This window comes from Thauera sp. 63, assembly GCF_000310165.2.
In the GTDB taxonomy this organism is placed as follows: Bacteria; Pseudomonadota; Gammaproteobacteria; order Burkholderiales; family Rhodocyclaceae; genus Thauera; species Thauera humireducens.
In genome coordinates, this window is record NZ_AMXC01000023.1 from 25,217 (window position 1) to 50,071 (window position 24,855).

Annotated in this window: 20 protein-coding genes and 1 pseudogene; 16 read left to right on the plus strand and 5 right to left on the minus strand. The window is 66.9% G+C overall.

Features of this window, described 5'->3' with window-relative positions; genetic code table 11:
* Nucleotides 1-175: 175 nt before the first annotated feature.
* Together C664_RS15630 and C664_RS15635 are read right to left on the minus strand one after the other, a co-directional pair.
* Nucleotides 176-1,387 (minus strand): ISL3 family transposase, encoded by a 1,212-nt coding sequence (locus tag C664_RS15630; protein ID WP_443080555.1) that lies wholly within the window; start codon nucleotides 1,385-1,387, stop codon nucleotides 176-178.
* A gap of 149 nt (nucleotides 1,388-1,536) precedes the next feature.
* Nucleotides 1,537-2,016: an OmpA family protein gene (locus tag C664_RS15635; protein WP_004263680.1), complete on the minus strand. Its 480-nt coding sequence runs from the start codon at nucleotides 2,014-2,016 to the stop codon at nucleotides 1,537-1,539.
* Between the two features lie 191 nt (nucleotides 2,017-2,207).
* Between C664_RS15635 and lysM the strand changes: the two genes are divergently transcribed.
* The 3 genes from lysM to C664_RS15650 all read left to right on the plus strand — a co-directional run bounded on the left by lysM (nucleotide 2,208) and on the right by C664_RS15650 (nucleotide 4,603).
* Nucleotides 2,208-2,690: a peptidoglycan-binding protein LysM gene (lysM, locus tag C664_RS15640; protein ID WP_004263681.1), complete on the plus strand. Its 483-nt coding sequence runs from the start codon at nucleotides 2,208-2,210 to the stop codon at nucleotides 2,688-2,690.
* 94 nt (nucleotides 2,691-2,784) lie between these two features.
* Nucleotides 2,785-3,216: an acyl-CoA thioesterase gene (locus C664_RS15645; RefSeq protein ID WP_004263682.1), complete on the plus strand. Its 432-nt coding sequence runs from the start codon at nucleotides 2,785-2,787 to the stop codon at nucleotides 3,214-3,216.
* Between the two features lie 37 nt (nucleotides 3,217-3,253).
* Nucleotides 3,254-4,603, plus strand: coding sequence for a TIGR03862 family flavoprotein (locus C664_RS15650; protein WP_004263684.1), 1,350 nt, complete (start codon nucleotides 3,254-3,256; stop codon nucleotides 4,601-4,603).
* A 79-nt stretch (nucleotides 4,604-4,682) separates the two neighbouring features.
* On the opposite strand, the gene C664_RS15655 is transcribed toward C664_RS15650, so the two are convergent.
* Both C664_RS15655 and C664_RS15660 read right to left on the minus strand, forming a co-directional pair.
* The gene (locus C664_RS15655) at nucleotides 4,683-5,708 is read right to left on the minus strand and encodes a TRAP transporter substrate-binding protein (RefSeq protein ID WP_004263687.1); all 1,026 of its coding nucleotides are present in this window, start codon (nucleotides 5,706-5,708) and stop codon (nucleotides 4,683-4,685) included.
* Between the two features lie 33 nt (nucleotides 5,709-5,741).
* On the minus strand, nucleotides 5,742-7,046 hold the full coding sequence (locus tag C664_RS15660; protein ID WP_004263690.1) for a gallate dioxygenase: 1,305 nt from the start codon (nucleotides 7,044-7,046) through the stop codon (nucleotides 5,742-5,744).
* A 145-nt stretch (nucleotides 7,047-7,191) separates the two neighbouring features.
* Between C664_RS15660 and C664_RS15665 the strand changes: the two genes are divergently transcribed.
* The 5 genes from C664_RS15665 to C664_RS15685 all read left to right on the plus strand — a co-directional run bounded on the left by C664_RS15665 (nucleotide 7,192) and on the right by C664_RS15685 (nucleotide 12,597).
* Nucleotides 7,192-8,109, plus strand: a complete 918-nt coding sequence (locus C664_RS15665) for a LysR family transcriptional regulator (RefSeq protein ID WP_004263692.1) — start codon at nucleotides 7,192-7,194, stop codon at nucleotides 8,107-8,109.
* 78 nt (nucleotides 8,110-8,187) lie between these two features.
* Complete coding sequence (gene trhP, locus C664_RS15670) at nucleotides 8,188-9,600, plus strand: prephenate-dependent tRNA uridine(34) hydroxylase TrhP (RefSeq protein ID WP_004263694.1); 1,413 nt, start codon at nucleotides 8,188-8,190, stop codon at nucleotides 9,598-9,600.
* A 58-nt stretch (nucleotides 9,601-9,658) separates the two neighbouring features.
* The gene (locus C664_RS15675; RefSeq protein ID WP_004263695.1) at nucleotides 9,659-10,327 is read left to right on the plus strand and encodes a DsbA family oxidoreductase; all 669 of its coding nucleotides are present in this window, start codon (nucleotides 9,659-9,661) and stop codon (nucleotides 10,325-10,327) included.
* Nucleotides 10,328-10,402: 75 nt separating this feature from the next.
* Nucleotides 10,403-11,200 carry an EcsC family protein gene (locus C664_RS15680; RefSeq protein WP_004263696.1) on the plus strand — a complete coding sequence of 266 codons (798 nt, stop codon included), beginning with the start codon at nucleotides 10,403-10,405 and terminating at the stop codon, nucleotides 11,198-11,200.
* Nucleotides 11,201-11,274: 74 nt separating this feature from the next.
* On the plus strand, nucleotides 11,275-12,597 hold the full coding sequence (locus C664_RS15685; protein ID WP_004251208.1) for an IS1182 family transposase: 1,323 nt from the start codon (nucleotides 11,275-11,277) through the stop codon (nucleotides 12,595-12,597).
* Between the two features lie 155 nt (nucleotides 12,598-12,752).
* Here C664_RS15685 and C664_RS15690 read toward each other — a convergent pair whose 3' ends face one another.
* Nucleotides 12,753-15,284, minus strand: a complete 2,532-nt coding sequence (locus C664_RS15690) for an EAL domain-containing protein (RefSeq protein WP_004263697.1) — start codon at nucleotides 15,282-15,284, stop codon at nucleotides 12,753-12,755.
* Between the two features lie 240 nt (nucleotides 15,285-15,524).
* On the opposite strand from C664_RS15690, the gene C664_RS15695 reads away from it, so the two are divergent.
* The 8 genes and pseudogenes from C664_RS15695 to C664_RS15735 all read left to right on the plus strand — a co-directional run bounded on the left by C664_RS15695 (nucleotide 15,525) and on the right by C664_RS15735 (nucleotide 24,728).
* The gene (locus tag C664_RS15695; protein WP_004263698.1) at nucleotides 15,525-15,728 is read left to right on the plus strand and encodes a heavy-metal-associated domain-containing protein; all 204 of its coding nucleotides are present in this window, start codon (nucleotides 15,525-15,527) and stop codon (nucleotides 15,726-15,728) included.
* A 54-nt stretch (nucleotides 15,729-15,782) separates the two neighbouring features.
* A complete protein-coding gene (locus C664_RS15700) occupies nucleotides 15,783-17,234 on the plus strand; it encodes a 3'-5' exonuclease family protein (RefSeq protein WP_004263699.1) in 1,452 nt (483 codons plus the stop codon).
* Between the two features lie 129 nt (nucleotides 17,235-17,363).
* Nucleotides 17,364-20,021, plus strand: a complete 2,658-nt coding sequence (locus C664_RS15705; protein WP_004263701.1) for a bifunctional diguanylate cyclase/phosphodiesterase — start codon at nucleotides 17,364-17,366, stop codon at nucleotides 20,019-20,021.
* Between the two features lie 402 nt (nucleotides 20,022-20,423).
* A complete protein-coding gene (gene tnpB, locus C664_RS15715) occupies nucleotides 20,424-20,753 on the plus strand; it encodes an IS66 family insertion sequence element accessory protein TnpB (protein ID WP_004263705.1) in 330 nt (109 codons plus the stop codon).
* 61 nt (nucleotides 20,754-20,814) lie between these two features.
* Nucleotides 20,815-21,834 (plus strand): annotated as a pseudogene (tnpC, locus tag C664_RS15720) (IS66 family transposase); the annotation flags it as partial.
* Nucleotides 21,835-22,083: 249 nt separating this feature from the next.
* A complete protein-coding gene (gene istA, locus C664_RS15725; RefSeq protein ID WP_004257771.1) occupies nucleotides 22,084-23,610 on the plus strand; it encodes an IS21 family transposase in 1,527 nt (508 codons plus the stop codon).
* A 42-nt stretch (nucleotides 23,611-23,652) separates the two neighbouring features.
* A complete protein-coding gene (gene istB / locus C664_RS15730) occupies nucleotides 23,653-24,441 on the plus strand; it encodes an IS21-like element helper ATPase IstB (protein ID WP_004257767.1) in 789 nt (262 codons plus the stop codon).
* Nucleotides 24,442-24,485: 44 nt separating this feature from the next.
* Nucleotides 24,486-24,728 carry an IS66 family transposase gene (locus C664_RS15735; protein WP_004263710.1) on the plus strand — a complete coding sequence of 81 codons (243 nt, stop codon included), beginning with the start codon at nucleotides 24,486-24,488 and terminating at the stop codon, nucleotides 24,726-24,728.
* The last annotated feature ends 127 nt before the right edge of the window (nucleotides 24,729-24,855 follow it).

The window sequence follows — 24,855 nt, forward strand, 5'->3', positions numbered from 1 at the left end:
CGCGCGCGCGACCGCCTCGGTGTTACCCGAGGCGGTCGCGCGGATTCCCCGATATTGTGCATCAAATTCCCACAATTGGTGCATGCCTTTGCGCAGCAAGCCCTCAAATGCCCTCATGGCATGGCACACGCACCTTTGCGGTGCGTGCACACGGTTTGAGGGCAACAAAAAGGGTTCATCGCGCCTTTCCGGGGAAGGCGGCCTTGATCTTCAGGAAGAAATAGGCTGAATCCCGGAACCCGTAGGCCATACGCTTGATGACCTTAATGCGGTTGTTGACGCCCTCGAGAATGCTGGTGTTCAAGGGAAAGATGGCTGAGGCGAGGATGCCACGCAGGTACTTTCGGAGTCGCTTTGCAAAGGCGATCGCCGGCGCGATGCCGCTTTCGATCGCCAGGCGGTACCAGTCTTTCCATCTTCGGGCGCCGTCTCTGATCGATGGCGCAAACCAGATTTCCTTGATGGCGGTCTTCAGCAGATAGACGGTAGCCAGCGGTGCGTTGGCCGCCAGCAGTTCCTCGAGCTTGACCGCCTGCTCGTTGCCCAGGTTGTCGCGGTTGCGCAGCAGCAACCAGCGCGAGCGCTTGATGACCTGACGTTGTGCGGGCGCACTGCGCAAGGCATTGGCCTGATCGACGCGCACCCGGTCGACGACCTCCCGACCAAAGCGGGCGACGACATGGAACAAGTCATAGACGACTTCGGCGTTCGGGCAATGGGCGCGCACCTCCAGATCGAAGGCGGTGTTCATGTCCATTGCGACCGCCTCGATGTGCTGACAGCCCTCTTTGCCCAGCAATTCGAAGAAGGGCCGGATCGCCTCACGGCTGTTGCCTTCGCCGACCCACAACACGCGCATACGTTCGGCATCCATGATCACCGTCGCGTAGCGGTGCCCCTTGTGCAGCGCGAACTCGTCCATCACCAACCGACGCACGCCCTGCGCATCGAAAGTGCCATACCGGGTCTGCAGACGCCGATGGTCGATGCGCTTGATGGTGTGCCAGTGCAAGCCCGTGAGTTGGGCGACGTGGGCGATCGGCAGGATCTGCACCAGCGCCTCGATCCAGGCGCGTAATCGGTGTGTGATGCGCTCACCCGTGTCGAGCCAGCTCAGGCGCTCGGCCGCCCGTGCGCCACACTGGTAACAGTCGAGGCGGCGAATCGGCACATCCAGCCAGACGCGTCGATCGAACCAGTCTCGATCGCGCACCCGGCGTCGCCGGCGCTCGTGGAGCAGAACACAGTCGCTACCGCAGCGCCCACATCGCGGGCGGTGTGAGGGGTCTTCAGCGAGGGTGAGAAGGAGCGAACCGTCGGCTCGCTCCTGGCATGAATCGACGAGGCGGCCTTCCCAGAAGACCACGCCCAACATAGCATCGCGCATGACGGGGAAGAGGAAGGGGATCGGTTTGTTTGGCGACTGCCAATCTACCAACCTCAGAACCGTCAACCACTACTTCCCCCAGATCGCGCGAAGAACCACAAAAAGGCCGGACATTCCCGGCCTTTTTGTGTGAACGCCGCGGGCGACGCTTACTGCACGCGCACCTCGACCCGGCGCGCCTCGGCTGCGTCGCCCTCGCCCAGGGTCACCGCCGGACGGCGCATCAGCACACGCTTGGCGGACACGCCTGCGGCCAGCAGGGCTTCGCGCACCGACAGGGCGCGATTCTTCGCCACCTCGGCATTGATCGCGGCACCGCCCGTTTCGTCGTGATAACCGGACAACAGCGCATGAGCCTCGGGCGCCGCCGCCAGCGCGGCGATCACGGTTTCGATCTGCGCCGCGGCCGTCGGGGGCAGCGCCGTCTCACCGAGGTCGAAGTGGATCTTCACCAGCGGCTCGCCGACTTCGGCCACCTCCACGAACATGTCCTCGACCTGCGCGACGGGCGTCTGCGCCCCGCGCAGCTGATACACACCCAAGCCGATGACGAAGGCAATGACCAGCGCAATGATGCCGAACACCACGCCCATGACGACGTTGAGCTCGCTGTCTTCCTGATCGAACATGTGCTGCACTCCCTTGAAAAGATGAACCCAACGATCGGGTCGCTGCGATTCTAGCCGAATGCCATGGCCGCCTCGATGGACGCCCATGCGTCCTGGCGGGAACTGAATCAATTGTTTGCTTCAAATACACTTGCCCGCCACGAATCGTCTATTCTGAGCGTCCTGTCATACGGCCCAACACGGAGGCACATATGGGATTCTTCGATTTCGTCAAGGAAGCGGGCGAGAAGCTCTTCGGTAGCAACGAAGCCAAGGCGGCCGAGACGGCGCCCGATCCTGCAGCGGCCAACGCCAAGGCCGCATTGGCCATCCACAACTACGTTGCCGCCCTCCAGCTCGCGCCGGCGGACCTAGCGATCAGCTTCGACGGCGCCGCATCGGTCGTCACCGTGACGGGCACGGCGCCCGACCAGGCGACACGCGAGAAGATCCTGCTTGCAGCCGGCAACGTCGCCGGCGTCGCCAAGGTCGAGGACCGCATGACCGTGGCCCGCAGCGAACCCGAGGCGCAGTTCCACACCGTCGTGCGCGGCGATACCCTGTCGGCGATCGCCAAGCAGTTCTACGGTAACGCCAACAAGTACATGGCCATCTTTGAAGCCAACAAGCCGATGCTGACCCACCCGGACAAGATCTATCCGGGCCAGGTCCTGCGCATACCGCCGCAGGCCTGATCCGCACCGGCGGCCGACAGGCCGCGCTTGCAACGCCGAGGCCCGGGCCGTTACGCTCGGGCCTCCTCACGTCAACGTCCCGAGCTGCCCCCTCATGGCCCGCGTCCGCATCGAGCTGCCCGACCACTTCGCCTTCCGCACCGCGATCCCGCTGCTGATCTCTCACATCAATTACGGGCGCCACCTCGACAACGCCCAACTGCTTGGCCTCGTGTCCGAGGCGCGCGCACGCTTCCTGAAGTCCGAGGGCTACACCGAACTCGACATCGACGGCGTCGGCATCATCGTCGCCGATGCGGCCGTGCAGTACCGCTCCGAAGCCTTCCACGGCGAGACGATGGTGGTCGAGATGGCGGCCGAGGACTTCAGCGAGTTCGGCTGCGACCTGGTCTGGCGCCTCACCGACGAGGCCAGCGGACGGGAAGTCGCACGCGGCAAGACCGGCATCGTGTTCTTCGACTACGGCGAACGGCGCAAGGCGGCGGTGCCCGAAGGCTTCCGCCGCCGATTCGCACCGGCATCATGAGCCTGATCTTCCCGGCAGACGCGGCGGAACCCAGGTCATGAACGCCGGCGCCCGCCCTCCCGTTGCGCCGCCGACGACACCACACGTCGCCATCGTCGGCGGCGGTCCGGCAGGACTGGTCGCCGCAGAGACGCTCGCTGCTGCAGGCCTGCGCGTGACCGTGTTCGACGCCATGCCCTCGGTCGGGCGCAAGTTCCTGCTCGCCGGGCGTGGCGGCCTTAACCTGACCCACAGCGAGGCGCTGGACGCCTTCCTGTCGCGCTACGGTGCGCGGCGCGAGGTGCTCGCGCCCATGGTCCAGGCCTTTGGTCCGCAGGCGCTGCAGGACTGGGCACACGGACTGGGGGTGGACACCTTTGTCGGGACCTCGGGCCGCATCTTCCCGCGCGAGATGAAGGCCGCCCCGCTGCTGCGCGCCTGGCTGACACGCCTGCGCGCCGCGGGCGTGCAGTTCGCCGTGCGCCACCGCTGGCTCGGCTGGGCCGACAGCGATGGCGATGACGGTCCCAACCCAAGGAACGACGCACCGGCCAGCGACACACCGCTGCGCCAGCACCTGCGCTTCGCCACGCCCGAGGGCGAGCGCCGGGTCGAGGCCGACGCCCTGCTCCTCGCCCTTGGCGGCGGCAGCTGGGCCAAGTTCGGCTCGGACGGGGCCTGGGTGCCGCTGCTGCGCGCGACCGGCGCCGACGTTGCCGAGCTGCGGCCGGCAAATTGCGGCTTCGACGTCGCCGCGGGCGGCGAAGGCGGCACGGGCTGGAGCGCGCATTTTCTGGAACGCTTCCGCGGCCAGCCGCTGAAATCGGTCGTGGCCCGCTTCACCGATGCCGCCGGCCAAGCACAGGAGCGGGCCGGCGAATGCCTCGTCTCCGCCACCGGCATCGAAGGCGGTCTGATCTACGCCCTTTCCGCGCCGCTGCGCGACGCGATCGCCGCGCAGGGCGAGGTCACGCTGCGACTCGATCTCGCCCCCGGCCGCAGCCTCGAACGCCTTGGGGCGGACCTCGCACGCCCGCGCGGCAGCCGCTCGATGGCCAGCCACCTGCAGGGACAGGCCGGCATCAAGGGCATCAAGGCCGCCTTGCTGCGTGAATGCCTCTCCAGGGACGATTTCGACGACCCCCTGCGCCTGGCGGCCGGCATCAAGGCCCTGCCGCTGCGGCTGACGGCGCCGCGTCCGCTCGACGAAGCCATCAGCAGCGCAGGCGGCGTGCGTTTCGAGGCCCTCGATGCCCACCTGATGCTGCGAGCCCGGCCCGGCGTCTTCATCGCCGGCGAGATGCTCGACTGGGAAGCGCCGACCGGCGGCTACCTGCTGACCGCCTGCTTCGCCAGCGGAGCGGCGGCCGCGCACGGTGTGCTGGACTGGCTGCGCCCCAAGACCTGAACGCATTGCGCCACAAACAAGACGGGCCACCCGCGCACGAGACCGTGCGTGGATGGCCCGGACGCATCGCGCGGCGCGCTCAGTTCTTGCTGTAGCGCGCTACCAGCGCCGCCGCGGCGTCATGCATGGCCTTGCCGTCGACACCGGTGGCGCTGAGCTCCTCGATCCAGCCCTGGACGACCGGGCGGGTCGCGGCTTCCCAACGCGCCAGCTCCGCACCCTCGATGGCGTAGATGGTGTTGTTGTTGGCCACGGTGGCTTCCCGGCCAATGACGTCGGCCTTGATGAACTGAGTCGCGACCCAGGCGGAGGTTTCGGCACCGCTGTTGTCGTCGATCACCTTCTTGAGATCGTCGGGCAGGCTCTCATACTTCTTCGCGTTCATCAGGAAGACCATCGTGGCGACAGTCATCGCCTTGTGCCCCTTGAACTCGGCGTGGTAGCGGGTCAACTCCTGCGTCTTCGTCGCTGGCACCACCTCCCAGGGCACCAGCGCCCCCTCGATGACCCCCTTGGACAGGCTTTCGGCCATCTGCGGAACCGGCATGCCCACTGGCGTTGCGCCCAGTGCAGCCAGCATCTTGTTGCCCAGGCGCGACGGCGCACGAACCTTGAGGCCGTTCAGCTCATCCAGCGTCTTCACCTGCTTGCTGCGCAGATGCAGTACGTTGGGACCATTCACCCAGATCGCGATCGGTTTGGTGCCCGCGAACTCCTTGGCGGCATGCGCCTGGGAAAAATCCCACAAAGCGCGCGAGGACGCTTCGGCCGTGGTCGTGAAGAACGGCAGTTCGAACACTTCGGACACTGGGAAGCGGCCCGGCGTGTAGCCCGGCAGCGTCCACACGATGTCCGCCACGCCGTCGCGCACCTGGTTGAGCAATTGCGGTGGTGTTCCACCGAGCTGCATCGACGGATAGATCTGGCACTTCATCCGGCCCCTGCTCTCCGCCTCGATCCTGTCGCACCAGGGTTGCATGAACTGGGTCTGGGCCAGCGAGCTGGGCGGCAGGAAGTGCGAAACCTTCAGCACGACCTCCTGTGCGGCGGCGGGCAAAGGCAGCAGCGCGGCAGCCAGCAGGCCAATCAGGGTACGGGATTTCATCGATGTCTCCTCCTCGGGGCTTGAATTGTCGGGTCATGCAGTTTCGGGACGCTTGCCGGCGTCCCAATCGAGGGCAGGCGCTTCCCTGCCGGCGACCGAGTACAGCGCCCCGGGCGCATTCCGGGTGCGCTGGAACTGTTCGAGCGATTCTCCACGCATGGCAGCATAGATGTGCAGGTTGGAAACGCCCAGCACAGCCCCGAGCTTTTCCAGCATGAAGAAGATCACGCCATAGTGGATCAGCCCACGCCAGTCCCGCCTGCGAACCAGGTCACGCTCCTGCTCGATCAGCCCGGCGGCCTCGAAGCTCGCTTCCTCGTCGGCCAGGAAGCGCTGGCGATGCGCCGGCACGATCATTTCGTGCAGGAAGCGGTTGAGGCGGTAGGCGCGCTGGCTGGTGGCCAGGCTGAAGGGATAGGTGCCGGCCAGCGCCTGCGCGCCCGCCAGTTGCGTGGCAACATGGGCGCGGTGGCGCTCGACCTCGCCCGCGACCGCCGGGGCAGCCCGGTTCTCGTAGATCGCGGTGGCGATGCCGGTCATCGACGGCAGGTAATAGGTCTGGTGGATCTTGTTCACCGAGGCGGACAGGGCACCGCGCATGACCAGCCACATGATCACCTCGGCCCCTTCCAGCCCGCCGAGCGTGGCGTATTCGGCCTGAGTCAGCTCCGTCAGCCGTACCGGATCATGCTCGAACAGCGCCAGGAACTGCTCGTCCCACGGCGTGTTGTTGAACCCGGCCCGCTCACCGTGCACCTGGTGCGACAGGCCACCGGTGGCGACGATCGCGACCGCGAGGTCTTCCGGATAGCTCTCGATCGCACGACGCAAGGCCTGCCCAAGCCGGAAGCAGCGCCGCGCTGCGGGGATCGGGAACTGCAGCACGCCGACCTGCAGCGGCACGATCGAAACCGGCCACGCCGGTTCATGCGGGCACAGCATCGACAAGGGCGAGAAGCAACCGTGGTCCAAGGGCTTGTCCTGGAAGAAGGACATGTCGAACTCGTCCGCCATCAGCGAATGGCCGATGTGCTGCGCCAGTCCGGGATGACCCGCCACCGGCGGCAGGTCGCGCGCGCCGCCGCCCTCGTCGGCCACGGCGTAGTGGTCGCCGATCCCCAACGCGAACGCCGAGTAGTGGTCGAAGAAGAACGACGTGACGTGGTCGTTGTAGATGAAGAGCAGCACATCGGGCTGCGTGTCCTTCACCCACTGACGAACCGGCGCGAAGCCGTCGAAGATCGGTTTCCAGACCGGATCGTCCTGCTTGTTCTTGTCGAACGCGAAGCCGATGGTCGGTGTGTGCGAGCAGGCGATGCCGCCGATGATGCGTGCCATGCAGGTGTCTCCCTCCTGGTCGATCGAGTGCCGCGGGCGAGACCGGCCGCCCGAGCCCGAAGTGCGTGCAGAGTCTAGACAGGCATCCCGCTGTGGATAAGATGTCTGGATCAGTAGCGCGATAACCGGCGGTTATCACAACACCATGAAACTCTCCGCACTCCAGGCCTTCGTGGCCGCAATCAACGACGGCAGCCTGCGCAAGGCGGCCGTCCGGCTCGGCCTGTCGCAGCCGGCGCTGAGCAAGATGCTGCGCGAACTGGAGGTCGAGCTTGGCGCCTCCCTCGTCGTGCGTTCGACGCGCGGCGTCATCCCGACCGCTCAGGGCAAAGTGTTGTATGAGCGCGCCAGCGCGGCCGACCGCGAGCTGACCCGGGCGGTCGAGGAGATCGGCCAGCTCGGCGGACGCATGGTGGGCGAGTTGAGCATCGCCGCCGTTCCCCTGGCGGTGATGCTCGTGCTGCCCGAAGCCGTGCGTACCTTCAGTCAGCAGTTCCCCGAAATGCGCCTGCGCATCAGCGAGGAGCTCTACATCGCCCAGCTCGCCTACCTGCGCAAGGGCGAGGCCGACGTCGCCATCGGCCCGATCCCGGAAGGCCTGGCGCAGGGCGAATACCTGGTCGAGCCCCTGCTGCCGATCGACATGGTGGTGGCGGTGCGCAAGGGCCATCCGCAGGCCCGCTGCACCCGGCTGGCCGAACTGAGCGAGGCGCGCTGGGTGTACACGGGCTTGTCTGGCGCCACCGGCTACGCCCGCGAACTGTTCAGCCGCAACGGCCTGCCCCCGCCGCCGGTGGCCGCCACGGTCAATTCGACCCTGGCGCTGCTCGCCCTGCTCGGCTCGGGCGACTTCATCGGGCTGATGCCGGCCCCCCTCGCCCGACACCCGGTGACCTCGAGCTACTTCGACGTCGTCCCGCTGCAGGAAGGTCCGCTGCGGCTCACGCTGGGCGTGATGGTGCGCGAGGAAATGGCCATGTCCGTCATGGTCCGCCACTTCCTGTCGCATCTCCACCGCGCCGCCCACCATCTGGGCGGCATGGCCGGCACCGCAACCAGCTGAAAAGGCCTGCGCCCTGCGGACGGCGCAACCGGCACACTCGGCTAGAATGCCCGCCTTCAAGACCAAGAGTCCGGTTCGATGCCCACACCCCTTCACCGCCGCCCCGAACTGCTCGCGCCCGCCGGCACCCTCGACATGATGCGCACCGCCTTCGCCTACGGCGCCGACGCGGTGTATGCCGGGCAGCCGCGCTATTCGCTGCGCGTGCGCAACAACAGCTTCGGCCAGCTCGACACGCTCGCCGCCGGCATCGACGAGGCCCACGCCGCCGGCAAGCTGTTCTACCTGGTCGCCAACATCTACCCGCACAACGCCAAGATCCGCAGCTTCGAGGACGACATGGCGCCGGTGATGGCCATGAAGCCCGATGCGCTGATCATGGCCGACCCCGGCCTGATGATGATGGTGCGCGAGCGCTGGCCCGAGACTGACATCCACTTGTCGGTGCAGGCCAACACCACCAACTACGCCTCGGTGCGCTTCTGGCAGTCCGTGGGGGTGAAGCGCATCATCCTGTCGCGCGAGCTGTCGCTGGACGAGGTCGCCGAGATCCGCGACGCCTGTCCGGACATGGAGCTCGAGGTGTTCGTCCATGGCGCCCTGTGCATCGCCTACTCCGGCCGCTGCCTGCTGTCGGGCTACTTCAACCACCGCGACCCCAACCAGGGCACGTGCACCAATAGCTGTCGCTGGGACTACAAGCTGCACGAGGCGGGCGAAGACGGCGCCGGCGACCTGCAGGCCTGCGGCAACACACCGATCGGCAATCCCAGGGACGCCGGCGCGGTCGGCACCGCCACCCGCAGCAAGCTCGACACCGTGCAGGGCCTCGCGCTGGGCGGCGGGCCGCGCCACATCGGCGGCAGCAAGGTCTGGCTGCTGGAAGAAGGCACCCGGCCCGGCGAGCTGATGCCGATCGAGGAAGACGAGCACGGCACCTACATCCTCAACTCCAAGGACTTGCGCGCCATCGAGCACGTACAGCGCCTGGTGGAGATCGGCGTCGATTCCCTGAAGATCGAGGGCCGCACCAAGAGCCCCTACTACGTCGCCCGCGCGGCCCAGGGCTACCGGCGCGCGATCGAGGACGCGGTCGCCGGGCGCCCCTTCGACCCGCGCCTGCTCGGCGAGCTCGAAGGCCTGGCCAGCCGCGGCTACACCGACGGCTTCTACCAGCGTCATTCCACGCCCGAGCACCAGAACTACCTGCGCGGCCACTCCGAATCGGGCCGCAGCCTGCTGGTGGGCGAGGTGGTTGGCTGGGACGCCGCACACGGCCTGGCCGAAGTCGAGGTCAAGAACGGCTTCGGCGTTGGCGACCGGCTGGAGTTCGTGCAACCGGATGGCAACCGCGAACTGCTGCTCGACCGCATCGTCGACGCCAACGGCGACGCCGTCACGCGCATCCCGGGCAGCGGCCGGCGCGTGTGGCTGCCCTTGCCGCCGGGCGCCGATCCCGCACAGCCGTGCTTCATCGCGCGCTTTCTCTGACCCCGCGCGGCAGAGCGGCTACCCTGTCGCCTTCTGCCCGCCCGCACGGCCCAACGCCATGATCCTGAACATCGACCTCGTTTCCGACTTCGTCTGCCCCTGGTGCTTCCTCGGCAAGGTGCGGCTCGATCGTGCCCTCGAGGAGCTGAAGGCTTCGCGCCCCGACCTCGACGTGCGCGTCAACTGGCTGCCCTTCTTCCTCAACCCGGACACACCCGCAGCCGGCGAGCCCTACCGCGCGTTCCTCGAAGCCAAGTTCGGCAGTCCGATCAAGGCCGAGGCGGTGCTCGACAAGGTGCGCGACGCGGCCTCCGACGACGGCCTGCAGTACGCCTTCGAGCGCATCCAGACCCGTCCCAACACCTTGCAGGCGCACCGCCTGATGTACCGCGCCCAGTCCATCGGCCAGACGCCGGCACGCATCCGCATGCTGGCGAGCGCACTGTTTGCCGCCCACTTCCAGGAGGGTCGCGACATCGGAGACAAGGACACGCTGGCCGACATTGCCGCCGCGTGCGGCGAGCGTCGCGATGCGGTGCGTGCCTACCTCGATGGCCGTGAAGACCTCGACAAGGTCAAACGCATGGCCGAGGGCGTGCGCAAGCAAGGCATCGAGGGCGTGCCCTTCTTCATCCTTAATCGCAAGCTGGCGGTGTCGGGTGCGCAGTCGGCAGCGGTGCTGGGCGCGGCGATCCTGCAATCGCTCGAGACCGGCAAGCCGTCCTGAAGCGAGGGCGTGGCGTCACGGAACGCATGACGCCGGCGCGCGTCTGACCGAGCGACGACGTTCACCGCTGCCCGCATGACCACGCCACTGCTCTCCCCCGCCGACCTCGACGCCCTCGCCCGCGCCCGTGCGCTGCTCGAGCGCCCGAGCCTGACCGCGCGGCTCAGCAACCTCGTCGGCAGTCCGCTCGAGAAAGGCATGGCGCATCTGCCCGCGAGCTGGCGCGGCAAGGTCGGCGCAATCGCGCACGACGCGCTGCTGAAGGCGATGGACACGGCGGCGAAGACACTCAAGCCCGAAGCGCGCGACGCCTCGCCACGCCTGCACAAGCTGCTCGGTTCGGTCAGCGGCGGCGCAGGTGGCGCCTTCGGCCTGGCCGGACTGGCGGTGGAGATCCCGGTGTCGACGGTGCTGATCATGCGCGCCATCCTCGACATCGCCCGCGCCGAGGGGGAGGACATCGGCAGCGCACGGACGCGGCTGGCCGCGCTGGAAGTGTTCGCGCTCGGAGGCAGCAGCCGCAGCGACGACGCGGCAGAGTCCGGCTACTACGCGGTCCGTGCGGCGCTGGCGACGACGGTAGGCGAGGCGGCCCGCCATCTGGCGGAAAAGGGCCTGACGAGCGAAGGCGCGCCGGCGCTGGTGCGGCTGATCACGCTGGTGGCCGCACGCTACAAGGTCCAACTGACACAGAAAGCCGCCGGCATGCTGGTACCCGGCATCGGCGCAGCCGCCGGCGCCGGCATCAACCTGATGTTCATGAACCACTTCCAGGACGTCAGCCGCGGGCACTTCACCGTGCGCCGGCTGGAGCGGCGCTACGGCGCCGAGGCCGTGCAGGCCGCCTGGCAGGCGCTCGAGGCCGCGCGCTAGGAGTCTGCGCGGCAGAAGCCAAGCGTCGGTGAGTTAAGTCCTCCCGGGCGTTTCGGGGCCGGTAGACTGTCGAGATGACGAGCTATCTGCCCTATTGCCCGCAGCAGCAGATGCTGCTGCCCCAGGCGCTGCAGGAGTGGCTACCCGAAGGCCACTTGGCGTACTTCATCAGCGACGCGGTCGACGGGTTGGACCTGAGCGCGTTCCACGCCCGGTATGCCGGTGGCGGACCGCGCAACCAGCCGTTTCATCCGGCCATGATGGTCAAGGTGCTGCTGTATGCGTACGCCACGGGCGTGTTCAGTTCGCGCAAGATCGCGCGCAAGCTGCACGAGGATGTGGCGTTCCGGGTCCTGGCGGCAGACAACTTCCCGGCCCACCGCACGCTGAGCGACTTTCGCGCTGTCCATTTGAAGGAGCTGAGCGAGTTGTTCGTGCAGGTGGTACGACTGGCCCGCGAGATGGGGCTGGTCAAGCTCGGGACGGTGGCCATCGACGGCACCAAGGTCAAGGCAAACGCCAGCCGCCACAAGGCGATGAGTTACGGCCATATGGTGAAGGCGGAGGCCGAGTTGAAACGGCAGATCGAGGCGCTGCTCAATCGGGCCAAGGCCGCCGACGACGCCGAGCGGAACGAGCCCGAGCTGGATGTGCCGGCCGAGATCGCGCGGCGCGAGGCGCGGCTGACGGCGATTGCTGAAGCCCGGGCGCGGCTCGAGCAGCGCCAGCGCGAGGCCGATCAGGCGCGCGGGCGCAGCGACGATGACGACCGTCGCCCGCGCGGCGGTGACGGCAAACCGAAGGGCGGGCGCTACAAGCGCGACTTTGGAGTGCCCGAGGACAAGGCGCAGGAGAACTTCACGGATCCGGACAGCCGCATCATGAAGCGCGCCGGCGGCGGGTTCGATCCGAGCTACAACGCCCAGACGGCGGTCGACGAGACCGCCCACATCATCGTGGCGGCCGAACTGACCAACAACGCCAGCGACGCCGGGCAACTGGCGGGGGTACTGCAGGCCGTGCGCGACAACGTCGAACAACGACCGCGCCAGGCGCTGGCCGACACCGGCTACCGCTCGGAGCAAACGTTCCGGGAACTCGACGGGTGCGGGACCGAACTGGTGGTGGCGCTGGGCCGGGAAGGCAAGCGCCGACTCGGTTTCGACCGCGAACGCAATCCGCACACCGCACAGATGGCCGACAAGCTCGAGAGCGAGGCGGGCAAGAGCGCCTACCGAAAACGGAAATGGATCGCCGAACCGCCCAACGGCTGGATCAAGAACGTGTTGGGATTCCGGCAGTTCAGCCTGCGGGGCCTGGAGCGCGTCAAAGCGGAGTGGAAGCTCGTCTGTATGGCGCTGAACCTGCGCAGGATGAGCACATTGAGGACGGCATGACGGGAAAAGGGGGCAAACCTGTCCCCGTTGCCGTCCGGCATGCGCGCCGCGACGTCGCAAAGCAACTTAACCACGGCCTCAGTCTCTTGCCGCACCTCTCGGTTCGCCAATCGTTCTGCTAAAAAACACGCTCTGGAGTTCTGCCGCGCAGACTCCTAGCCGTCCAGGGCCATAAACGCCGGCCAGGCCAGGGGCACGCTGAAGTGGAAGCCTTGCGCCACGTCGCAGCCCTGCTCGCGCAACACCTTGAGGTGGTCCTTGTTCTCGACGCCTTCGGCGACGACGCGCAGGCCGAGGCTCTGCCCAAGCGAGATGATGGCAGCCACCAGCGCGGCATCGCGCGTGTTGCGGTCAATGCCACGCACGAACAGGCGATCGATCTTGAGCTCCTCGATCGGGAAGCGCTTCAGGTAGGCCAGCGATGAATACCCCGTACCGAAGTCGTCGAGCGCCAGCCGGACGCCTAGCGCGCGCAGCCTGTGCATGCGCACGATCGACGAATCGACGTCGTCCATCAGCATGGTTTCGGTGACTTCGAGCGTCAGCAGGTCCGGCGGCATGCCCGTCTCCTTCAGCACGCGGTCGACGACCTCGACGAAGGCGTCGTCACGGAACTGGCGGGCCGAGATGTTCACCATCATGCGAAGGTCGCCGCGCCCGGCCTTGCGCCACGCGCGATGATGCTCACAGGCATTGCGCAACACCCATTCACCGATCGGCACGATGAGCCCGGTTTCCTCGGCGAGCGGAATGAAGTCCGCCGGCGACACCAGATCGAGTTCGGGATGGCACCAGCGCAGCAGGGCCTCGGCGGCGACGATCGCCCCGCTCTGCAGGTCGATCAGCGGCTGGAAGTGCAGCAGCAGTTCGTCGCGCTTGAGCGCGCCGTGCAGCGCGGTCTCCAGCGCAAGGTGCTCGAGCGAGCGGGCGTTCATCGCCGGCTGGTAGAGCTGGTAGCTGTTGCGCCCGTCGTCCTTGGCGCGATACATCGCGACGTCCGCGTTCTTGATCAGCGTCGTCGCGCTCTTCGAGTCATCGGGGCAGATGCTGATGCCGATGCTGGTGGTCACCACCAGCTCGCGGCCGTCGATGACCACCGGCCGGCGCAGCGCCTCGACGATACGGCGCGCGGTGACGACCGCATCCTCGGGCCCGTCCAGGTTGCACAGCACGATCAGGAACTCGTCGCCGCCCATGCGCGCGACGGTGTCGTCCTCGCGCAGACAGGCGCGCAGGCGCTTGGACACCTCGACCAGCACGCGGTCGCCGATCTCGTGGCCGAGGCTGTCGTTGATGCGCTTGAAACGGTCGAGGTCGACGAACATCACCGCCAGGCGCTTGCCCGATCGCGACGCATGCGCGAGTTCGACGGCAAGCCGGTCTTCCAGCAGGCGGCGATTAGGCAGGCCGGTCAGCGGGTCGTAGTAGGCGAGGTCGCGGATGCGCGCCTCGGTTTCCTTGAGCGGGCTGATGTCGGTGAACAGCGCCGCGTAGTGGGTCAGCGTGCCGTCGTCGTCGGTGATCGCCGCGATGTGCAGCAGGGCGGGGTAGATCTCGCCCGACTTGCGGCGGTTCCAGACCTCGCTCTGCCACTGGCCCTCGGCCTTGAGCCGCTCCCACATGCGGGCGTAGAAGGCGCCGTCATGCCGCCCCGAGGACAGCATCGACGGACGCTGGCCGACGACCTCTTCGGCGCTGTAACCGGTGAGGCGGCAGAACGCGGGGTTCACCGACACGATCCGTGATTCGGCATCGGTCACCATGACGCCTTCGAGCGAGTTCTCGATCACCTTCTCGGCAAGGCGCAGGCTGCGCTGCGACGAATGCAGCGCCTGGTCGCGCGCCTGCAGCGCATGCTGCAGCTCGTGCAGGTAAGCGAGTTCCATGCCGCCGATGATGTCGCCGAAGCTGATCAGATCGGCCAGGGTGCCATCCTGCCGCAGCACGCCGATGTGACGGAAGCGACGCTCGGCGAGCAAGGTGCGCACCCGGTACAGGCTGTCGTGTTCCTGCACCGTCAGCAAGGGGCGGTTGGCGACCGCGTACAGCGGCTGCTCGGCCTCGCACTGCGCCACCATGCGCGTGACGTCGCGCTCGGTGATGATGCCGTAGCGCCCCAGCGGATCCTCGGCGGCCTCTGGCCCGAAATCGACCACGATCGCATCGGTCGCCTGTTCCCGCATGCAGCGCGTGGCCTGTCCGAGCAGGGCGTCCGCGGGCAGGGTGCGCAGCCCGCCCTTGACCAGGGACTCCACCTTGCGCAGACGCAGGTAGTGCTCCACCCCCTGGTTGAGCACGACATCCGACTGCGAGACGATGCCGCAGGGCCGCCCCTGGTCGTTCTCGACCAGGTAGTGGCGCACATGCTCCTCACGGAAGCGTAGCGCGAGTTCATGCAGCCCGATCGTCGCCGGCACGGTGCGCACCGGCGCACTCATCACACTGCGAATCGGCTGCGAGAATGTGCGCACATCGCGGAAATCGATCGCAAGCGCGTCGCGTTCGGTCCATATGCCCACCACGTCGTCGTCATCGACGACGACGATGGAGCTGACACGATGCTCGCTCATGAGGCGCGCGGCTTCGAAAACCGGCAGTTCGGGCGAGCATTCGAGCAGGTCGGGACGCGCAATCGCGCCCACGCACACAGCATCGTTCGCCGTGAGATGCAGGGAATCGTCAAGCATGCGGCGCAGGCAATCTTGTTGGGACATCGGCAAAGGACCCGACTCGCGCCGAGACGGTACGAGGCAGGCCATGGAAACGGCGACCCGCGATTGTCGCACCCAAAACGGGGAATGAACGCCCACTATTCAACACTTGGTCGTAATTCGTCGATGTCATGACGGCATGTCGCACTGACCGCCCGCTTGCGCCAGGGCCATCCTGCGAACACCATGCAGGTTGTTCCACCCGGAGTTCAAGCGATGCAGACCACCACCCTGACGATCAGCGGCATGCGCGACGAGCAATGCCTGCGCCTGGTCACCAACGCCATCCAGGACCTGCCGGGCATCGGCTATCTCGAGATCTCGCTCGAGACCGGACAGGCGACGATCGAGCACGGCGTTTTCGTGTCCCCGGCCGACATCTACCAGGCCGTCGAGGACGCCGGTTTCAGCGCGCGCTGAGGCTTGCGGCAAACCGCGGGGCGCAGGAAACCTTCGGCGGCGTCGCCCGGTCCATTGCGGGTGTCTTCAGCAACCCTGCTCTCCATCCCACGCTTCGCCTCCGGCGGCCTTGCCTTCGTCGATATCGAAACCAATGGCGGCCCCGCACAGCGCGCGTCGATCACCGAGATCGGCATCGTCCAGGTCGACGAGGACGGCGTGCGCGAGTGGTCGACGCTGATTCGTCCTGCCTCGCGCATCCCGGATTACATCCAGCGCCTGACCGGCATCGACAATGACATGGTGGCCGATGCGCCCACCTTCGCCGAAGTGGCCGACGAAGTCTTCGACCGCCTGGATGGACGGCTCTTCATCGCGCACAACGCACGCTTCGACCATGGCCACCTGCGCGCGGCCTTTCGTCGCGCCGGGCTCGACATCCGGCCGCAGGTGCTGTGCACGGTCAAGCTGTCGCGGCGACTGTTCCCGGAACACCGCCACCATGGGCTTGACCACCTCATTGCGCGCCACGGCCTGGACGCGAGCGCCCGCCACCGTGCACTCGCCGACGCAGCGCTGCTGTGGCAGTTCTGGCAGAAGATCCACTCGCATTTCGCGCCCGGCCACATCGAGCAGCAGGTCCGCGAGCTCATTGGTCATCCGAGCCTTCCGCCACATCTGGACGCCGAACAACTCGCCGACCTGCCCGACGCCCCGGGCGTCTATCTGTTCTACGGCGAGCGCAACGGCCACGCCAGCCTGCCGCTCTACGTCGGCAAGAGCACGCGCCTGCGCAGCCGCGTGCTGTCGCACTTTGCCGCCGACCACCAGAGCGACCGCGAACTGAGCCTGAGCCAGCAGGTGCGGCGCATCGACTGGATCGAAACCGCCGGGGAGATCGGTGCGCTGCTGAAGGAAGCCGAACTGATCAAGCAGCTCCAACCCACCCACAACCGCCTGCTGCGACGCAACCGTGACCTGTGCACCTGGCGGCTCTCGGCCGACATGGTCGGTGACTGGCAGCTCGAACTCATGCATGCCGCAGACCTCGACTTCGGCCGGCACGATGACCTTTTCGGCCTGTTCCGCAGCCGGCGCGAGGCGACCAACCGTCTGCGCGCGCTCGCCCGCGACCACGCACTGTGTCCGCCATTGCTGGGGCTCGAGAAGCACACCCCCGGGGCACGCTGCTTCGACCTCCAGCTCAAGCGCTGCCGCGGCGCCTGCAACGGCGGAGAGTCACCCGCCGCGCACGGCCTGCGACTGATCGAAGCACTGCACGGCCTGAAGCTCGAAAGCTGGTCCTGGACCGGACCAATCGGCCTGCGCGAGGGAACGACACTTCACGTTGTCGACGGCTGGCGCTTCCTCGGCAGCGCGCGCAGCGAAGACGAACTGGCCGACGTGCTCGAACGCGGCCGGCCGGCGTTCGACATGGATATCTACAAGATCCTGGTGAGGGCGGTCGGGCGCCTGCCTGTCGTGCCGCTGCATGCCGTCCCACCCCCTTCAGGCGCGGCTCGCTGACGGGATACGTGCACAAATTCCTTTGGCACGCATGTCTCCCGCCCTCAGGCATCCATCCGGGATGGGCAGTCGATGACATCCGTGGCAGCATAGCCGCTCGACTCAAGAACGAATCCGCATCGGTCGCGCATGAATCTGGATCAAAGCGTTCACCTGCAGCGCCGAATTCACCGCTTTGCCGTGATGGGCATTCTCATCACAGGGCTGCTCGTGGCGCTCGCAACAGCGATCCCGATGTATCGCCATGCGTACACCCTGGTCTCGAACTCGCACATGGAAGGCGTGCGTGCGCAGGCGCAGGCGGTCGGCCAGTACCTCGAGAAGGCTACCGAGCTCGCACGGCAGATCGCGAGCCGCAGTGCCGTGCGCGACAAGCTTGCGCAGTACAACCGCTGGGAGATCAGTCTCGCGGAGATGGTCCAGTTCTCGGCACCACGTATCCGCGAAGCGCTCGACCAAGCAGGCAACATCGCGGGCATGGTCCGTTACGATGCAGAAGGAAACCCGGTACTCGAACTCGGTATCGCCCTGCCTGACGCTGCGCAGGCCTTGGCCAGCCCGAATGCCATCGCCACCCGGCGCACCGGGCCGGTCACGACCGCCGACGGTCACTATCTGCTGGTAAGCGCGCCGATCCTGTCGCGAGAAGGCGAACTTGTGGGTACCGACGTGCTCGCTTTCGGGCTGTCGCAGTTGCAGGCACCTTTGACGCTCGCGCATGGCTCCATGCCACGCACCCGGCTGCTGGTGTTCAACGGCGAAAGCGGTACCACCGTTGAACTGGCGGCGACAGGCGCCGTCCTCCGCATCTTCGACGCGACGGAGTCAGCGCCCGTCTATCTGCGCCGTGCCGTCGATGGACCGGCAGGCCAGCAGCACGTGGCACGCAACGGGCCGGATGACATGGTGTTCTACACGGCAATTCGCGAGATGCCGGGCTGGAGCTTCGCCTACTCGATCCAGGCCAGCGACTTCTACCGCCCCGTGCTGTTGCAGATCCTGCTGCCACTGTCGATGATCGCGCTGCTGGTCAGTGCAGGCGCCGTACTCACGGCACGGACCCTCCGGCCCATGGCCGAACGCGCACTGCAGCAGGCCCGCGAGCTCGCTGAACTCGGCGAAAGTCGGCAACTTGCCGCCAGCGTTTTCGACGCCAGTCCCCAGGCAGTCCTCATCATGGACGCTTCGCACCGCATCATCGAGGCCAATCGCGCAAGCATCAGCATCACCGGCTATCGCCAGTCCGAACTGCATGGCAAGCCGCTGTGCGAGACCCTGTTTCGTCCCGAAAGGCGCGCCTCATGCGACGAACTGCTGTGGCAGCGCGTCGATGCGCACAACGGTTGGCAGGGCGAAACCGAGCTCGTGCGTCGTTCCGGAGAGGTCTTTCCCGCCTGGCAGAGCGTCACCCCGGTTCATGACGCCAGTGGCGTCATACGCCACTATGTCTGCATGTTCACCGACATCGGCGACGAGAAGCGGGCCGAGGAGAGGATTCGCCATCTTGCTCATCACGACCCCCTTACCGAGCTTCCGAACCGCGCCCTGCTCACCGACCGCCTCGCACACGGGCTCGATCGCGCGCGCAGGCACGGAACCAGGCTGGCCGTCCTTTTCATCGACCTCGATCGCTTCAAGTACATCAACGACAGCCTGGGCCACCCTGTTGGTGACAAGCTGCTGAAGGTCGTCGCCGACCGTTTCACCACGGCCTTGCGCGAAGAAGACACCCTTTCGCGCATCGGCGGTGACGAATTCGTAGTGATTCTGGAGGATCTCGGTGCCACCGATGATGCCGCCCGCGTCGCCGGAAAGCTGCTCGAGGTGCTGGAGACGCCCCTGCAGGTGGAAGGTCATGAGCTCTTCATCGGGGCGAGCATCGGCATCAGCCTATTCCCGACTGATGGTGACTCGATTGACGCGCTCGTCCGCTGCGCCGACTCGGCGATGTATCGGGCAAAGGAAGCCGGGCGCAACACCTTCCAGTTCTTCACGCCCGAGCAAGCCCGTGAGAGTCGCGAACGCTTCGAGCTCGAACGCGATCTGCGCCAGGCCGTGGAACGGGGCGAGTTGCGTCTGCTCTATCAGCCACAGGCGGACTGCGTCACTGGCCGCATTGTCGGTGTCGAGGCACTGGTGCGCTGGCAACACCCGACGCGTGGACTCGTTTCCCCAGACCTCTTCATACCCGTCGCCGAAGAAGTCGGCTTCATCGGCAAGATCGGCGCTTGGGTGCTCCACACTGCGTGTGCGCAAGCGCGTCGCTGGGAAGAGGAGGGTCACGACCTGCGCATCGCAGTCAACTTGTCGGGCCAGCAGATCTCGCGTGATGGCCTCGTTGAGCTCGTACATGATGTGCTTGCCAAGACCGGACTTTCACCCGAGCTACTGGAACTCGAGATTACCGAAGGCCACCTCCTGCAACGTGTTGAGCATTGCATCTCGACCTTGCGGGATCTGAAGTCGCTGGGCGTAACCCTCGCAATCGATGATTTCGGCACGGGATACTCCTCGCTCAGCTACTTGAAGAAGCTGCCTGTCGACCGCCTGAAGATCGACCGTAATTTCGTCGAAGGAATCCCTGACGACCGCGACGACGTCGCCATCGTCGCCACCATCCTGTCCATGGCCCGCAACCTCGGCCTCGAGGTGATCGCCGAGGGCGTGGAAAACGATACTCAACTCACTCACCTCCGCAACGCCCACTGCACCGAGTATCAGGGCTACCTCCTCAGTCGCCCTGTGCCGCCAGCCGAAGTCGAAGCCTTGCTGGACGCTGTAGCGTGAACCTCGTGGCACAAGCTGACCCGTCTCGGGATTTCCGGACCACGTGAAGCTTGAGAGCATGGCTTCCTTGCAATGAGGAAGTCATGAAAAAGTGTTGTCTTACCGAAGCCCAGACGGTTGCGATCCTGCGTGAAACCGATAGAAATTCGGTCGCGGAGGTCGCCAAGAAGCACCGCATCAGTGATCAGACGACCCAAGGCATGCACCGGCTCGGCGGCGCAAGCCGCTCGGCGCTGAGCTCACGACGCTGTCTGAGCCAGGCTTTGTGCCGGTGCAGGTCGCTCCCGCAGTCGAGGCGCCGATGATCCGCCTTGAGGTGCAGCGGGGTAACGCCCGCGTCAAGCTTGAATGGCCCGTCCAGGCCGCCGATGCCTGTGGTGCATGGCTGCGCGAGTGGCTCGCATGATCCGTATCGAGGCCCTGTGGCTGTCGGCCGCGCCCCTGGACATGCGTGCAGGCATGGACCCGTTGCTCGCGCAGGTGGTGCGCGTGTTCGGCGAGGCCCAGCCGCATCACGCCTACCTCTTCAGCAACCGGCGCGGCACGCGCTTGAAGGTGCTGGTCCATGACGGTTTCGGGGTGTGGCTGGCGTGCCGGCGCCTGAACCAGGGCCGCTTTCACTGGACCGAGGGCCAGGGCGGTGTCGCACTCACCCGGACGCAGTTCGATGCGCTGGTGCTCGGGCTGCCGTGGCAACGGCTGGGGGACGGCGGTGTGATCCGGACACTCTGAGTCCGCGCTATCGGCGGATGCCCCGATGGCGGCGGAGGCGTGCATCGGACATGATCTGGCCATGCCGCTGCCCGCCGACCTCGATCAACTGGATGCCGACACCTTGCGCCGCCTGCTCATCGAGCAGGAACGCGAACTCGTGTGGCGCCAGACCAAGATCGAGCGGCTCACGCATGAGCTGGCGCTGCACAAGCGTCATCGCTTCGGCGTGAGGACCGAGCGCCTGTCCACCGAGCAGGTGCAGCTCTTCGAGGAGACCGCCGAGGCCGATCTGGCGGCGATGAGCGAAGAGCTCGAGCAACTCCAGCCCAGTGTCGGCACGTCGACGCCCAAGGGCCAGGCCCGGCGCAAGCCGCTGCCGCCCGAGCTGCCGCGCACCGAGATCCGGCACGAACCCGACTCGACCACCTGCGCCTGCGGCTGCCCGATGCGCCGCATCGGCGAGGACGTGGCCGAGAAGCTCGACTACACCCCGGGCCGCTTCACCGTCGAGCGCCACATCCGGGGCAAGTGGGCGTGCGCGGCGTGCGAGACCCTCGTGCAGGCGCCGGTGCCGGCGCACATCATCGACAAGGGCATCCCGACCGCCGGCTTGCTCGCCCAGGTGCTGGTGGCCAAGTATCAGGACCATCTGCCGCTCTACCGGCAGGAAGGCATCTTCGGCCGAGCGGGGCTGGCGATCCCGCAATCGACGCTGGCCCAGTGGGTGGGCCAGAGCGGCGTGCATCTGCAGCCGCTGGTCGATGCGCTCAAGGCCGACCTGCTGGCGCACCCCGTGCTGCACGCGGACGAGACCCCGGTAGCGATGCTCGACCCCGGAGCGGGCAAGACGCACCGCGCCTATCTGTGGTCCTACAGCGTCGGCGCGTTCGATCCGATCAAGGCGGTGGTCTACGACTTCGCCAACAGCCGCGCGGGCCGTCATGCCCAGGCGTTTCTGGGCGAGTGGCGCGGCACGCTGATCTGCGATGACTACGCCGGCTACAAGGCGCTGACCGCCCTGGGGGTGACCGAAGCCGGCTGCATGGCGCACGCGCGGCGCAAGTTCTTCGATCTCGCTGCCCAGGGCCAGAGCCAGATTGTCACCGACCGGCACATTAGAGCCAGTTGATGATCGGCACAATGGAGCCACCGCGTGATCGGCACATTGAGGCCAGTCCGTGATCGGCATATAGGAGCCAGTCGCGGATCGGCACATAGAGGCCAGCGCCGGATCGGCGTAATGGAGCCACTTCCACTCTGACGGACGTCTCGACCTTGAACGGTCCCTCGCTACCCTGCTGCCTTTTTGTTTGGCAGGAGGTAGGCGGTGGCCCGCAGGAGCATCGAGATGTACGAGTACCGCCAGGCCCTGATGCGCATGCGCCAGGGCGACTCCGAGCGCGAGATCGCGCGCTCGAAACTGATGGGGCGCAGCAAGGCGGCCCGGTTCCGCGAGCTGGCTCGCGCCCAGGGTTGGCTCGATCCTGAGCGGCCTTTGCCCGAGGACGCCGAGATCGCCGCCGCGCTCGGGCGGCCGAAGTTGCCGGTGACGGCCCAGTCCTCGATTGCCGCGTACCGGCCGCTGGTCGAGCAGTGGCTTGCACAGGGCGTCTCCGGCGTGGTGATCCACACCACGCTCAAGCGCGAGCACGGTTTTACCGGGCACTACTCGAGCGTGCGCCGGCTGATCGCGCAGATCGGCCGCGAGCAGCTGCCCGAAACGACGGTGCGCCTCACCTTCGCACCGGGCGAGGCCGCGCAGGTGGACTTCGGCGCCGGCCCCCACCTGATCGATCCGGCGACGGGCGAGACCCGCCGCACGTGGGCGTTCGTGATGACGCTGTGTTTCTCGCGTCACCAGTACGTGGAGTTCGTCTGGGACCAGAGCGTGCGCACCTGGCTGGGCTGCCACCGTCGCGCCTTCGAGTGGTTCGGTGCCGTGCCCGCGCGGCTCATCATCGATAACGCCAAGTGCGCGATCACCCGCGCGTGCATGCACGACCCGCAGGTGCAGCGTGCCTACGCCGAGTGCGCCGAGGGATACGGCTTCCGGATCGACGCCTGCCCGCCGCACGACCCGCAGAAGAAGGGCATCGTCGAGGCCGGCGTCAAATACGTGAAGGGCAACTTCCTGCCCACGCGCAGCTTCCGTGATCTGGCCGATCTGAACGCGCAGGCGCGCGAGTGGGTGCTGAAGGAGGCCGGGCTGCGCATCCACGGCACCACCCGCGCGCGCCCGCTCGACACCTTCGCCCTCGAGCGCAGCACCTTGCTACCGCTGCCCGAAGTGCCGCCGGACCTGGGCACCTGGCATGCGGTGACGGTGCATCGCGACTGCCACGTCAGCTTCGAGCGCGCGCTGTACTCGGTGCCGTTCGCGCTGGTGGGCAAGGCGTTGTGGCTGCGGGCGACCGACGCCGTGGTCACCGTCTATCACGACTTCAAGCCCGTCGCCACGCATGCCCGCGCGCGGCGTCCCGGCGAGCGTCGCACCGTCTCCGATCATCTGCCACCGGCCGCCCAGCGCTTCTTCGCGCACGACCGCAGCTGGTGTCTGCAGCAGGCCCGCGAGATCGGCGACGCCTGCGCGCAGCTGATCGGGCAACTGCTCTCAGACCGCATCAGCGAGCGCCTGCGGGCTGCCCAGGGCGTTCTCGCGCTCAAGGGCCAGTACGGCGCCGCGCGCCTCGAGGCGGCGTGCGAGCGGGCCATCGCCCACGACAGCCCGCACTACCGCACCGTCAAGACCATCCTCGCCGGCGGTCACGACCTCGCCCCGGTGAGCACGATCACCCCCGAGCCCTACGCCGGCCGTGCCCGCTTCGCGCGCGCCACCGCGTCGCTGTTCGAAGACGACGGCCCCACGTTCCACTGACCCGGGCGCAGCGCGCGCCCACTTCACCCAAGGAGCCTCACCATGAACCCCGCCACCGAACTGGCGCCGCAGCTCAAGCAGTTGCGCCTCTCCGGCATCCTCGACTCGCTCGACGCCCGCAACCGCCAGGCCATCGATGCCAAGCTCGCCTACACGGAATTCCTCGCCCTGCTGATCCAGGACGAGATCGCGCGGCGCGAGCAGAAAAAGTTCGGCACCCGGCTGCGCCGTGCGGCCTTCCGCGCCACCAAGACCCTCGAAGGCTTCGAGTTCGACCGGCTGCCCTCGACCAACCGCGCCCTGGTCCATGACCTCGCGACCGGGCGCTACATCGACGAGCGCGCCCCGGTGCTGATCGTCGGCCCCTGCGGCACGGGCAAGAGCCATCTGGCGCAAGCGCTCGGGCACTGCGCCGTGCGTCAGGGGCACGACGTCATCTTCGCCTCTTGCGCGCAGTTGCTCGCCAGCCTGAACGCCGCGCGTGCGGTCGGCACCTATGAGCGCAAGCTGCAGCAACTGGCCCGCGTGCCGGTGCTCATCATCGACGACTTCGGCCTCAAGCCGCTTCGCGCGCCCGCCGACGAGGATCTGCACGACCTCATCGCCGAGCGCTACGAGCGCGCTGCCACCCTCGTCACCAGCAACCTCGACTTCACCGAGTGGGATCAGGCCTTCCCCGGCAACCGGCTGCTCGCCTCGGCCACCGTCGACCGGCTGCGCCACAACGCCTATTGCCTCACGCTCGACGGGGCCTCTTACCGCGCCCCGCGACAGGGGCCGAATCGGGCGAAAAACGCCCTTGCCAGCACCCCGAAAAACATCGATTCTTGACCCCCCAACGACGTCCGTCAGAGCCCGGTTCGAGTGGCTTCTATATGCCGATCATCGGTGGCTCTATTGTGGCGGTCAGTGACAGCCAGATCGCCAGCGAGGCACTCGAGGCCATCGGCCAGCTCTACGGCGTCGAACGCGAAGCGGCGGAACTCGACATCGATGCCCGGCAGCGCTTACGGGAAGCGAAGGCCCGCCCCATCCTTGAGCGTCTGCATGCGTGGCTACTGCAGCGGCGCACCCAGGTTCCCAACGGCTCGGGCATTGCCCGCGCTATCGATTACTGAATCGCCCCGGGTTTCGAGGAGGCCGGTTGGTTTAAGTTAAGACAGCAGTCTCTGTCTTCTCGGCGAGTTGCCGGAAGTAGTTTGCCTCAGCTTCGGCCGGTGGAATATAACCAATCGGCTCGAGCAG

Bases quoted from the DNA above. Each gene is read 5' to 3' on its own strand.
- C664_RS15630 (WP_443080555.1), bottom strand. From the start codon at position 1,387: ATGCGCGATGCTATGTTGGGCGTGGTCTTCTGGGAAGGCCGCCTCGTC.
- C664_RS15635 (WP_004263680.1), bottom strand. From the start codon at position 2,016: ATGTTCGATCAGGAAGACAGCGAGCTCAACGTCGTCATGGGCGTGGTG.
- lysM (WP_004263681.1), top strand. From the start codon at position 2,208: ATGGGATTCTTCGATTTCGTCAAGGAAGCGGGCGAGAAGCTCTTCGGT.
- C664_RS15645 (WP_004263682.1), top strand. From the start codon at position 2,785: ATGGCCCGCGTCCGCATCGAGCTGCCCGACCACTTCGCCTTCCGCACC.
- C664_RS15650 (WP_004263684.1), top strand. From the start codon at position 3,254: ATGAACGCCGGCGCCCGCCCTCCCGTTGCGCCGCCGACGACACCACAC.
- C664_RS15655 (WP_004263687.1), bottom strand. From the start codon at position 5,708: ATGAAATCCCGTACCCTGATTGGCCTGCTGGCTGCCGCGCTGCTGCCT.
- C664_RS15660 (WP_004263690.1), bottom strand. From the start codon at position 7,046: ATGGCACGCATCATCGGCGGCATCGCCTGCTCGCACACACCGACCATC.
- C664_RS15665 (WP_004263692.1), top strand. From the start codon at position 7,192: ATGAAACTCTCCGCACTCCAGGCCTTCGTGGCCGCAATCAACGACGGC.
- trhP (WP_004263694.1), top strand. From the start codon at position 8,188: ATGCCCACACCCCTTCACCGCCGCCCCGAACTGCTCGCGCCCGCCGGC.
- C664_RS15675 (WP_004263695.1), top strand. From the start codon at position 9,659: ATGATCCTGAACATCGACCTCGTTTCCGACTTCGTCTGCCCCTGGTGC.
- C664_RS15680 (WP_004263696.1), top strand. From the start codon at position 10,403: ATGACCACGCCACTGCTCTCCCCCGCCGACCTCGACGCCCTCGCCCGC.
- C664_RS15685 (WP_004251208.1), top strand. From the start codon at position 11,275: ATGACGAGCTATCTGCCCTATTGCCCGCAGCAGCAGATGCTGCTGCCC.
- C664_RS15690 (WP_004263697.1), bottom strand. From the start codon at position 15,284: ATGCTTGACGATTCCCTGCATCTCACGGCGAACGATGCTGTGTGCGTG.
- C664_RS15695 (WP_004263698.1), top strand. From the start codon at position 15,525: ATGCAGACCACCACCCTGACGATCAGCGGCATGCGCGACGAGCAATGC.
- C664_RS15705 (WP_004263701.1), top strand. From the start codon at position 17,364: ATGAATCTGGATCAAAGCGTTCACCTGCAGCGCCGAATTCACCGCTTT.
- tnpB (WP_004263705.1), top strand. From the start codon at position 20,424: ATGATCCGTATCGAGGCCCTGTGGCTGTCGGCCGCGCCCCTGGACATG.
- istA (WP_004257771.1), top strand. From the start codon at position 22,084: ATGTACGAGTACCGCCAGGCCCTGATGCGCATGCGCCAGGGCGACTCC.
- istB (WP_004257767.1), top strand. From the start codon at position 23,653: ATGAACCCCGCCACCGAACTGGCGCCGCAGCTCAAGCAGTTGCGCCTC.
- C664_RS15735 (WP_004263710.1), top strand. From the start codon at position 24,486: ATGCCGATCATCGGTGGCTCTATTGTGGCGGTCAGTGACAGCCAGATC.